Source organism: Sphingobacterium humi, from assembly GCF_009768885.1.
Lineage (GTDB): Bacteria > Bacteroidota > Bacteroidia > Sphingobacteriales > Sphingobacteriaceae > Sphingobacterium > Sphingobacterium humi.
The window spans coordinates 1-11963 of sequence record NZ_WSQA01000007.1 but is presented as its reverse complement, the minus strand read 5'-3'; the positions used below and the strand labels follow the sequence as shown (position 1 = coordinate 11963).

Sequence of the window (11963 nt, the reverse complement as noted above, 5' to 3'; positions counted from 1 at the left end):
TATCCGGTTTCTTGCAGATAACGTCAATTTTCAAGTGTCTTTTAAAAAGAGAAGAATCGGAAAAATACCTTTCTAATAAAAAAGTACTTCCCGACATTCTCTTTCATGATTACCATAGTTTTGGAACTAAAGCGCATATTGGGTTAAGAAATCCATATGCATAATTTTATCCATATAAGTATGTTTATGAATTATTCTATTCTCTCACAACTGTAGCCCAAGCCAACCATACAATGGATAATTTTATTCGTTTCTATTTCAGGTTGATTGGCTTCGACTCTCAAAATTTTTTCATCATCTTCAAGATCAAAGTTGATTTTATAGTTTTGATATAAGGATAAAAGAAAAGCTATCGCTTTATTAGTGTCGTTTTCATTTCGAACGTTAGTTTTAAATATTTCAACTGTTTTAATCTGCATTACTCCGGATGTTAAAAAATACGAATAAGTTCATCACGAATAATTGTGTTGTTCGTTGATAGAATACCTAAATTAGATTTAATACCAAAAGCATTACCTACGGTATCTGTCACTACGCCACCCGCTTCCTCTACGAGCAGGCTTCCTGCCAACCAATCATATATATCATTTCCAAATTCCCAAAACGCTTCCAATCTTCCACATGCTATATATGCCATTTGCAATGAGGCAGGCCCTAAAATTCTTAATGCAAAAGTTTTGGGTATTACTCTTTTCATACTTAAAAGTGTTTTTTCCAATAGTTCTTTTTCTCCGTCATCTCCATATCTATGAAAAGTGCTTACAAACGCTGAATCCAAAGTCTTACGGCTATTTACTTCAATCTTAATTCCATTGAGGAACGCTCCACCCCCTCTTTTAGCGGTAAACAGCTCGTCTTTTTCGGGATAGTAGAGTATGGAAAATTCAGGCTGATTATTTCTCATTAATACTAAAGAAATTACCCATGGGAAGCATCCCTGTAGGAAATGTACAGCACCGTCCAATGCATCACATACCCAATAATCCTTATCCATTCCTTTTTGTTGGGCCACAATGTTAAATTCCGCATCAGCCCATGCAATATCGGGAACAATTTTATTTAAGGCAGTCCTAATTGCATGCTCGGCGAATGAATTGGCTATTTCAAACAATTCGACCATCCGTTCCTTTGAAACACCTTGCTCTTTAGGGACATACTTCTCTTGTAATTCCCGTGCAACATTTTTTATTATTTCTGTTGCTTGCATCTGTAATTGATCCATTTCTTCTAATATTTTAAATTGATACTGCAAATTTCAATTTAAAGGCTTAGATAAACAGAATACAAAGGAAGGGAAGATTAGGACATATCGCAGAATTGATTGCGAAAATTCATGGGTGAAACTCCAGTGGTGTTTTTAAATAAGCGAGTAAAATAAGATGCTTCGTTGAATCCAAGCTCAAAAGATATTTCCTTGATAGTCAAATTTGTGTGATATAATAAACGTTTTGCTTCAATTATAATAAAATAATGAATCCAAAATGAAGACGTCTTCCCTGTATAGCTTTTAACCATGTCATTGAGATGTGATACAGATATATGAAGTTTCTTGGCATAGAACGCAGGAGACTGGACTTTAAGTGTTTTGCTTAAAAGTACTTTAAAAGAATCGGATATGATTTTCCCCTGTGTTTTAACATTATCATTCTTTCCAATATGTTGTACAGGTAGATTAGCAATGGACTGGAATAGCAAAGCTGTACTCAAATGGACAATAATCTCTTTAGTGTAAGCTTTTCCCTTGTTTTCAAATTGCTCAAAAAGCAAATCAGCTATACGAAAGAGCTTATCTATTTGTTTATAATCTAATGTAATAACTTGCTGGGTAGGATTTAATGATTGCAACTTACATATGATAACATTTGGTATAAGAAAATTTTCAATATCAATGTTATAACCTTTACAATAACTTATTTCCTCCACATAATGTGTCTGCAAGGGGCTTACGATTATTATTGAGGGAGAAGTTATCGCAATTTTTTCCGATTCAATAACAACTGTTCCCGAACCCTTTAGCAAATATATAAGCGAAAAATAATCTTCTCTATGAACAGAAAATGCTTCTTCCTTTGATGTGTCCAATTTGGAAATTTCAATGCCTGCATAAGCATTTGTGTTTCTCTCGATGGTATGAATTGCCTGCTTCATATTTCAGTATTCATTTTCTTTTCGTGTAGGTTTAATAAGTCCTTTCTATATTGGCTTCCCCATGTTATCATTTCTTCAATCAGTTTACTTAAAGTCTTACCCTGCTTGGAAAGCTGATATTCTACTGTAATAGGTTTTGTTTTTATTTCAGTCCTATGTATTAGTCCATTTAGCTCTAAGTCATGTAATTCTTTTGATAACATTTTTTTTCCAATACCATCAATAGTATGTAAAAGTTCCATAAATCTCATTTTCCCTGTCACCAACAATGTTCCAAGAATAAATATCTTCCATTTGCCACATAAAATATCAGAAGTATCTTTTATAGCTAATATCCTTGATTTGCATAAAACTTCCTCAGCGATCGTAGTATCTTTTTCCATTGCATTAATTTAATATATAAATCGAAATGTCACTGTAAAAATATTAAAAATAGAAAAGGTATCCTATCGGAAACCGGTTTCATACAAGGAACCCATAGTGATGAAAATATCAATCTATTATAGTTTTGGAATGAAATTAGAACTTAATGATTATGCATTTAGAAAACAAAACAGCCCTAATTACCGGAGGAACAAGCGGTATAGGGTTAGCAACAGCAAAGCTTTTTTTACAAAACGGAGCAAATGTTATCATTGCGGGGCAGGAAACTGCGAAAGCCCGAAAGGAACTCGCTGACTATGATGATAAAAACAAACATTTCTTCATTTACGACACAGCAAAAATGAAGGATATTGAGCAATTGGGAATATTTGTAAAAGATACTTTCTCTAAACTTGACATTGCTTTTCTCAATGCCGGAGTTGCCAGATTCGCACCATTGGAGACAATTTCAGAAAGTTTTTTTAATGAAGTAATGAATATCAATTTTAAGGGTGCATTTTTTACATTACAAAACCTTTCAAAACTATTTTCGGAGAATGCTTCAGTCGTTTTAACTGCATCTGCAGGAATGCACAAAGCTCATTGGGGCTCCAGTATTTATTCTGCATCAAAAGCTTCACTTAGAAGTCTCGCTATATCACTTAGCAATGAATGGGTAAATCGTGGTATTCGTGTAAACGTAGTTAGTCCTGGGACAACAGACTCCACATTATTACAGAAATTAGGATTGGAAGGTGAAAAATTTCAAGAAATGAAAAATAATTTGATTGCACAGATACCGATGGGAAGGCTTATAAAACCGGAAGAAATTGCAAATGCAGTATTATACCTTGCGTCTTCTGGTTCGGAATCTCAAACTGGTACTGAAATTATTATTGATGGTGGAGCATTTTTTAAAGTCTAATTAATTATGGAAAAAGTTATTTTGGTTTTTGTCAAACTTAAAAAAGATATAGATCGTTCAGCGTTTGAAGCGTTTGAAGAAAAAGTGGCGAAATATAACATTACGCTATCTTCTCACAAAAGTTTTAAAGTGTTACGCACTATTGGTGTCTTGGGAAATGAAACCTTAGAATCTCCTTATGATTATATCGAAATTATAGATATTGTCAGCCTCGAATCTATGTACCAAACAGTAGAAAAGGATGGCAAAATAAAAGCTTTTATAGAAGAATTTCAGCAATTCGCAGAGAAATCTCAATTTCTTATCACCGAATATCTGGTCAGTGTAGCTTCTTTACCATAGCCCTTACAGGGCTATGGTAAAGAAGTATTCCGTGATTTGTCCTATTAATCCCCCTATTTCTTTACTTCTCTCTCTATTTTTTTTAGGAACTTTGTTCAATTATTCTATATCAATATTTGTAAGTTACTTATGGCGTTACCAAAAGAGTATATATTATCCGATACAAATATCAGTATACTTTCGGTGTACGATCTGTTAAAGCATACCCAAAACGCAAATTTTATGGACAAGAAAGATTTTGGAAGTATCTTTCCAATCTCTCTCGAACTCAATGCTGGAGTGTTTACCAAAACAGCTTCTGTAGTTGGGTTTCCAAAAGTCGCCGTGAGCCAATTGGGAAACTCACTTATATCATCGTGTTCTTGTGGCAATAATACACCAAAATTATGTGAGCATCAGGCAGAAGTTATACATTGTGTGATTGAACAAAGAAATTTTCGTATTTTCTTTGATAATCCCTTTAGGCATAAAGTTCTATTACAATCTGCTAAGGGGTATGGATTGGAAAGCGAACCGAATTTAGATGCTTACTTTCATTTGAGTTATTCGGATAGTAGGTTACATATTGAACCAAAAGTAAAAGAGCTACTTCAATTTGATGAGCAGGTACTAAAAAACAGTCTCGTTCCCCAGCGGAAATCGGTTGTTAAAAAACTTGCCGTAAAAGACACGGATAAAAGGCAAATATTGGTCATTGGTAGACATCGTTACTACAATCAGCTAAGCTTTCTGTTGATGGAGGCAGATATTACGCAATCAGGTAAAATAAAAAATCCAGTCAACAATATTGAACCAATGCAACTTATCTGGAAAGCTGAGAATCCATTAGAAATCAAATTCTATACAGCTATTGTTAGCTTTCAGAATAAATACAACGAAGATAGCATAGACACAGACCTCGAAGCATTAAAGCTGATTGTAAAAAATCCGTTAGAGTTGGAGGTGTATTACCATGATAGAAATGTTTCAGAAACAATTTCTGCTAAATCGTTGCTTCCTGTTGGTTTAGAAATTTTGAAAGCGGAGGTACAGCTTACCGTTTTTAAAAAGGAACCTTTCTTTGAAATAACTGGAGAACTGGTTTTTAATGATATTAGGCTTTCGTTTAAGAATGTTGTTATCAGAAATGAATATTTTGTTTATCATCATCAAGCATTCCACTTGATAGACAATCCCGACATGTTACGGATCATTAAATTCTTTAAGGAAAAAAATGAAGTTCTATTGATACATGGCACAAAATATAATGAATTTCTACAATCCATACTTGCACCATTAGAACAGCTTGTTCATATAAATTACAGTTATATACGTCCAGCAACTCCTGCACAATTGGCGGAGAAAGAATACAAGACAGAACGCATTATTTATCTGCATCAGGAAGGAAATTTTATATCTATTACGCCGATAATGAAGTATGGAGACATTGAAATTCCCGTTTATTCCCGAAAGCAGGTTTTTGATACAGACCAAAATGGAAACCAATTTAAAATTGAACGTGATAACGAAGCCGAAATACGGCTTACCTCAATGGTATTGGAACAACACGACGATTTTAAAGAACAGATTGAAGAACACGAATATTTCTATCTGCATAAAGACAAGTTCTTAGATGACAAATGGTTTCTAAATGCCTTTGAAATATGGCGTAGTGATGGTATAACCATTCTTGGGTTTAATGAAATAAAAGATAACAAACTCAATCCGCACAGAGCAAAAATAAGTATCGAAGTAAACAGTGGTATTGACTGGTTCAATGCTAAATTAAAAGTTCGGTTCGGACGAAAAAAGGCAACATTGAAGCAGGTACATCGTGCTATCCGCAATAAAAGTAAGTTTGTCAGATTGGATGATGGAACACAGGGTATTTTACCCGATGAGTGGATAGAAAAAATCTCACGATATTTTCAGGTTGGTGAAATTGATGAAGATATACTCGCCATTCCTAAAATCAATTTTTCCGAAATATCAGATTTGTTTGAAAAAGAAGTCTTGAGTGCAGAGGTACGGCATGAGATTGATAGCTATAATGAGAAATTTATTAAAGTTAGTAAAATGCCAGACATTGCCGTATCTCCCGATTTAAAAGCAGTATTAAGAGATTATCAAAGAGAGGGACTTAATTGGCTTAACTTTCTTGACGGTTTCAATTTTGGCGGGTGTCTTGCGGATGACATGGGACTTGGAAAAACGCTTCAAATCATTGCATTTATCCTTTCGCAACGACAAAAATACGGTCATACATCTAATCTTGTTGTTGTTCCAACCTCTCTATTGTTTAACTGGCAGGAAGAAATAGCAAAGTTTGCTCCATCTATAAGCGTGTTGCTCCATTATGGAGCTGAAAGGGAAAAAAGTATAGAAAATATGCACGAATATGAGGTCATATTGACAAGTTATGGAATGTTGCTTTCTGACATTCGCTTTCTGAAAACCATGAGATTTAATTATGTTTTTTTAGACGAATCGCAAGCTATCAAAAATCCCAATTCGGAGCGCTACAAATCGGCAAGATTATTACAGTCCCGAAATAAAATTGTACTGACGGGTACTCCGATAGAAAATAACACCTTTGATTTATACGGACAACTTTCATTTGCCTGCCCTGGGTTATTAGGAAGCAAGCAACATTTTAAAGATATTTATGCCGTGCCGATTGACAAATTCGAATACAGCAAGAGGGCTTTGGAACTCCAACGGAAAATTAAACCTTTTATACTCCGAAGAACAAAAAAGCAAGTAGCCAAAGAACTTCCCGAAAAAACAGAAATGGTTATTTACTGCGATATGAATACTGAACAACGCAAGGTATATGATACCTATGAGCGTGAATTACGTGAATTTATATCAGCAACGAACGATGAAGAGATCCATAAGAACAGTATGCACGTTCTGACGGGTCTTACTAAATTGAGACAGATATGTAATTCGCCTGTATTACTAAAGGAGGGACATTCGGGAGATAATGCGGTAAAAATTGAAGTATTGACAGAACAGATTGAAAATAAATCCAAGGAACATAAAATACTGGTATTCTCTCAATTTGTCGGGATGCTTGACCTAATTAAAGCTGAACTTATCGCACGAAATATTCCTTTTGAATATTTAACAGGTCAGACAAAGGACAGAGGGGCTAAGGTTCAAAACTTCCAAACTAATGAAAATGTACGTGTTTTCCTTATCAGTCTGAAAGCAGGAGGCGTGGGTCTCAACTTAACCGAGGCAGATTATGTCTATCTCGTTGACCCATGGTGGAATCCAGCATCAGAAAACCAAGCTATCGATAGAAGTTATAGAATTGGCCAAACCAAAAATGTAGTGGCAGTACGCCTAATATGCAAGAATACAGTCGAAGAAAAGATTATGAATATGCAAAAGAAAAAAAGTAAACTGGCACAAGATTTAATCACAACGGACAATTCCTTTTTTAATAGTCTTTCTAAAAATGATTTGTTAGATATTTTATAGGTTAAAGACAAATAATAAACCGGACATAATTATATAATGTCCGATTTATCAAACTGTAATTTACCCCTACTGTATCAAATGCTGTAAATCGGGGTCGTTCTTAATCCGCTCCATTTCGCTTTCCACAATATGAACAACGTCCGCTTTGACCTGCCGGTAATTGGCTTCAATGACCTGTTTCATATTGTCGTTGCCGTTTTCATCGGCAAAGGATAATATCTGCGGTATCTTCTTATAGGCTTTGGTTTCGGCAGAAACCTTTTCGTTATCCACCACGATTTCAGCATGAAATATTTTCTGCTCGATACGTTCATCAAAATTATCTGAAACAGACCCCACGAACATTCCCTGTGTCAACGTAGATATTTTGGAAGCCGGAATAAGGCTGTCCAATTGGGTGGATATAGAAGTAGATTTGTCATTACGGTTGATAGTCATGCTTTGCCTTTTCTGCAACACTTTTCCAAAGCGTTCACTTAGATTCTTAGCTGTTTCGCCCACTACCTGACCGGAAAAAATATTACCCACGGTATTTTGGATGACCTTGCTTTCCTTATCGCCGTAATCCCTTATCAATTGCGAATAGTCTTGAAAGCCTAAACATACCGCAACCTTATTGCTACGTGCCGTGGCGATAAGGTTATCCAATCCCCGAAAATATATGGTAGGCAACTCGTCTATGATAACGGAACTTTTTAACCGTTCTTTCTTATTGATGAGTTTTACAATCCTCGAATTGTACAATCCCAAAGCGGACGAATAGATATTTTGGCGGTCGGGATTATTGCCCACACACAAGACTTTCGGCTCTTGGGGGTTGTTGATGTCCAGTGAAAAATCATCCCCCGTCATCACCCAATAAAGCTGTGGCGAAATCATCCGTGACAATGGAATTTTTGCCGATGCTATCTGCCCCTGCAATTGGTCTTGCGCTCCGCCCTGCCACGCATCCATGAAAGCCGAAAGATAGTTTTCAAGTTCGGGGTATGAGGTCAGTATCGTAAATACGTCTGCGTATTTTTTATTCAGCAATTCAATAGCATGGGGAAACGTGCAGTACTTTCCATCTTCATAGATTTTCAGAAACCAAATGATTGAGGCAAGCAATATAATTGGGCTTTCCACGAAAAAATCCCCTTGCTTCAAAATCCACGACCTGTTAAGGTTAAGCATGATGGTATAAGAGGCTTCGTAGGCATCGGATATATCCGTCATAAAGGCAGGGCTTAGCGGATTGCATCGGTGGCTACGGCGTGGGTCGTCAAAGTTGATAACATAAAACTTGGGCTTTACCTTATACTTATCGGAGTGTTTCAGCAAATGGTTGTAGGCAATCGTGGAAAGGTCGTCAAACTTGAAATCGTAGATATACATCGCAAACCCTTTTTCGATATGTTGCTTGATGTAGTTGTTTACGATGGCGTAGGATTTTCCGGAGCCGGGAGTACCAAGTACAATCGAAGCTCGAAAAGGGTTGACGATATTAACCCATCCATTGTTCCACTTGCCTTTGTAAAAAAACCTTGTGGGAAGATTGACCGAGTATTCATTTTCTATCAGACGGGTTTCCTGTTGGAAACTCTCGTTTTCATTATTGAAAACATCGTCCATCAGATTGTTGCGAAGTAGTCGGCTCATCCATACCCCTGCCATGAGCAAGGCTATATAACCCAAACTCGTTGTAAGGATGTAAAGCGATGTGGCAACCCCTGCCGACAGCTTTAACAATGGCGTGTTCAGAAAGAACAGCACAAAGCCGATAACTAAGGCGGTGTAAATCTTAGCCCATGTTATCTTTTCATTCTTTACGCCCTTAGTGCCGAGACAGCTTAACGCCAACATCAGCAAGGCAAAAATCTTGGTGTAAAGCGTGTGCGAAAAAAGTCCTGCGGTATGGTTGAAATTGGTCAGTATCTTACCGATAATTTCCAGTGTCCATCCACGTTCGGCAAAGAACCCGTAACAGAACCAATAAAAGTGCATCAGTACCAAAAGAATACTTACGGCACGCATAAAAGCCATGATTTTGGCTAATCCTCTCAAATCGTCTTCTCCTTGCATAACAAAAAAAATTAGTGTAGGGAATTTAGAGGCTATTTAAAAGCACTTATACAAAGGGGGGTCGGATGGCTTTTGGTGGCTTAGTTTGACAGTAACTTTAAAAACCACAAAGACCAAGATGTTAATCCTGGTCTTTGATGGTCAAAAAAGCTATTGTTGTCTTCCCCGTTTTCGGTGTTTCTTCTTTTTCTTCATACGGTTGGCAAATTCCTGTTCCTCGTAGTCTTCGCCCTGTGCCTCCGGTAGTAGCCCACCCAATCCGTCTATCAACAAATCATCGGTCTGCTGTTCTTTATTTAGGAAGTTAAAAAGTGCATGGGCTTCCTCTTTCTCTACGGTGTTGCCTGTGGTCGATGACTGATTTTGTGCGGTTGCTTTTTCAGTTTCTTGGCGTTGCCCGACCGCCTGCCCGTTCCACCAATCATTAAAGACATTAGCCGATAGGTTTTTGCCCAAAGCTGAACCGTTCCAAACGGTACGGCTTTCGTGGTCTATAAAAGTCATACCATATATACGCCCCTCATCGTTGCGCCGTACCACGGTATTGATACCCTGTTCCAATAACTGCTTTTTAAAATCGGTTTCGTTTGTAGCGGTGTGCATCGCCACTTCAATGGTGCTTTTGAGTACGGCTCTTACGGGGTCTGCTTTCATTTTCTCCTTAGCCTGTGCGAATTGGTTTTGCAGTCCGTCCAGTCCTGCCTGCTTGCCGAAAAGGGATGCCTTAAAAGGATTGCTCGCTTTTTTTCCCTGTTCGTTCAATGCAAAATAGACAAGCCCATTTTTGGGCTGTCCTTGCAATTCTCCTTTGACTTCCTCGGCGGTGATATTGAAAAGCGAAAGCAAGGCATTGTATGTGCCGAGGCTTGCGTACCCGTAATACTTCGGCAGGTGTCGTACCACCGATGCGATTTGGCTCTTAACGTCTCCGGCTCTGTAATCCACCGGACGGAATACCTGCTCATTTCCGGTGCGCTGTTTTTCCGTTGCAGGTATAAGATTGTACGTTTGTTCCAAATCCCGACAGATTGCCATCGAACGTGGATGGTCGTAACTGTCCGGTAGCTTCTTGCCGTCCAAACCCACACAGACCGTTACGATGTGGATATGGGTGCGTTCAATATCGGTATGCTTAAAAACGATATAAGGTTGGTTGCCATACCCCATACGCTCCATATACTCCTGCGCCATTTTTACGAACTGCCCATCGCTGACCCTATCCGCAGGATCAGGGTTCAGCGATATGTGGCGCACTGGCTTTTCAGTTTTGATATTTGCGGACAGATACGGCTCAAAACACTGGTGCAGGTAGCTTGTCGAATAGGTATTATCCAACGTTTCGGGTATTCTGTTCAATAACAAAACCTGCCCGTTTTCACTGTCAATCTTCTTTTGGTTATAGGAAATAGCACCGTACAAATTCTCACCCTTGCCAATCTTTGCTATCATCTTATCTGTGTTTTTGCAAGTGTTCTTTTTCAAATTCCTGTGTTAGCTCAATCACTTTCCGGCACAAGTCCGCCATTTCTGCCGTCTGCTTTTCCAGTTTAAAGAGGTAGGCCGATGCCTTTTTTTCCGAGAAATTGCGGTAAAGTATCTTCACGATTTGGTTGTAATTCACGCCAACCGCTCTGAACTGGCTATAAAAATTGGTCAGCCTCGTATGAAAATCGACTGCATCCATGTCAATTTTTACGGTCTTGACTGGCTTCTGAAAGATGCAGGCTGTAATAAAATGTGCCATTACTTTCATTCCCGATTGCTCAAACAATGTAAGGAATTTGGCATTTTCTTCGTCCGTAAGACGAAATACATAACGGTGGATGCTTGGGTTTGCTTTAGGCTTGCGCCCACCTTTGTTCTGTTCCTTTTTCTCTTTTCCATTCATTATAAAATCCATTTTAATATCCAACAAAACCCCGACTTCGGAGGGTGTTTTAAAGCTCCCTGCAAGGGCAAGTGGTTTTGAGGCACGAAACGGGTTTCGAGTGCCTCAAAACATAACTTGCTCTGTTCGGGTGAACAGAAAATCCGTCCGCCTATCGGCGGATGCGGATTGAGTAAAGCGGAAAAAAACGGCTTTGCGCCGTTCCGCCCATAACTTCCATTCTCCAATGATTTTTCCATTCACCCTTTGCATTTAAGCCCTTACAAAGTAAGGGTAGCTTTTTCAAAGCATTGACCTATCCGCCACGACCAAACATTGCCAAAAAATGCCGTGGATTACCGCTTTAAATCAATGGAGCGGAATAACCTGCTTCTTTGCGCTATCAGTCACGCAAGCCTGTTTGCAGGCATCCGCTCCCGATGGCAGTTGTGAAAGACGGAGCGCAGGAATGCCGGACGGCATGAAAACTATCCGGTAGCCATTCCAACAGGCAGGACGACAGGCAAGCCATCGGTCTTGTCTGTGTGAAAGCCGGAACGACGGCACGGCTGACTGAACGAATGACGGCAAGCCCGACAGACGGGATTGTATCAAGACTGCCGGACGGTGTGCAGGGATGACAGCCCTGTTTCACGCCGGATGGCAGGCAGTCCACGGAAATAGAAACTTAAAAATAGAATAGAAATGGAAGCAACAAACAGGACAAAATTCATTGCTTTTTCAAGCCAAAAAGGGGGCGTTGGGAAGAGCACGTTTACAACGGTTATG

General features: G+C 38.6%; 10 protein-coding genes. 3 read left to right on the top strand and 7 right to left on the bottom strand.

From position 1 onward, the window contains the following. Positions 1-191: 191 nt before the first annotated feature. The 4 genes from GQF63_RS10605 to GQF63_RS10590 all read right to left on the bottom strand — a co-directional run bounded on the left by GQF63_RS10605 (position 192) and on the right by GQF63_RS10590 (position 2531). The gene (locus GQF63_RS10605) at positions 192-419 is read right to left on the bottom strand and encodes a methyltransferase type 11 (protein ID WP_212592540.1); all 228 of its coding nucleotides are present in this window, start codon (positions 417-419) and stop codon (positions 192-194) included. A gap of 11 nt (positions 420-430) precedes the next feature. Next, a complete protein-coding gene (locus tag GQF63_RS10600; RefSeq protein WP_212592539.1) occupies positions 431-1222 on the bottom strand; it encodes an inositol monophosphatase family protein in 792 nt (263 codons plus the stop codon). A gap of 77 nt (positions 1223-1299) precedes the next feature. Beyond that, positions 1300-2148 carry an AraC family transcriptional regulator gene (locus tag GQF63_RS10595; RefSeq protein ID WP_160369204.1) on the bottom strand — a complete coding sequence of 283 codons (849 nt, stop codon included), beginning with the start codon at positions 2146-2148 and terminating at the stop codon, positions 1300-1302. Continuing rightward, positions 2145-2531 carry a winged helix-turn-helix transcriptional regulator gene (locus tag GQF63_RS10590; protein ID WP_098195177.1) on the bottom strand — a complete coding sequence of 129 codons (387 nt, stop codon included), beginning with the start codon at positions 2529-2531 and terminating at the stop codon, positions 2145-2147. The genes GQF63_RS10595 and GQF63_RS10590 overlap by 4 nt, the downstream gene beginning before the upstream one ends. 152 nt (positions 2532-2683) lie before the next feature. Here GQF63_RS10590 and GQF63_RS10585 point away from each other — a divergent pair, with 152 nt between their 5' ends. The 3 genes from GQF63_RS10585 (at position 2684) to GQF63_RS10575 (ending at position 7246) form a co-directional block, all read left to right on the top strand. After that, on the top strand, positions 2684-3436 hold the full coding sequence (locus GQF63_RS10585) for an SDR family oxidoreductase (RefSeq protein ID WP_160369203.1): 753 nt from the start codon (positions 2684-2686) through the stop codon (positions 3434-3436). A gap of 6 nt (positions 3437-3442) precedes the next feature. Then, complete coding sequence (locus GQF63_RS10580; RefSeq protein WP_160369202.1) at positions 3443-3778, top strand: hypothetical protein; 336 nt, start codon at positions 3443-3445, stop codon at positions 3776-3778. Between the two features lie 222 nt (positions 3779-4000). Then, positions 4001-7246: a DEAD/DEAH box helicase gene (locus GQF63_RS10575; protein WP_246163475.1), complete on the top strand. Its 3246-nt coding sequence runs from the start codon at positions 4001-4003 to the stop codon at positions 7244-7246. A gap of 66 nt (positions 7247-7312) precedes the next feature. On the opposite strand, the gene mobC is transcribed toward GQF63_RS10575, so the two are convergent. The 3 genes from mobC to mobA all read right to left on the bottom strand — a co-directional run bounded on the left by mobC (position 7313) and on the right by mobA (position 11195). Beyond that, complete coding sequence (mobC, locus tag GQF63_RS10570; RefSeq protein ID WP_160369200.1) at positions 7313-9307, bottom strand: conjugal transfer protein MobC; 1995 nt, start codon at positions 9305-9307, stop codon at positions 7313-7315. 150 nt (positions 9308-9457) lie between these two features. Next, positions 9458-10756 (bottom strand): conjugal transfer protein MobB, encoded by a 1299-nt coding sequence (gene mobB, locus GQF63_RS10565; protein ID WP_160369199.1) that lies wholly within the window; start codon positions 10754-10756, stop codon positions 9458-9460. 1 nt (position 10757) lies between these two features. Further along, the gene (mobA, locus tag GQF63_RS10560; RefSeq protein ID WP_160369363.1) at positions 10758-11195 is read right to left on the bottom strand and encodes a conjugal transfer protein MobA; all 438 of its coding nucleotides are present in this window, start codon (positions 11193-11195) and stop codon (positions 10758-10760) included. Positions 11196-11963 lie beyond the last annotated feature (768 nt).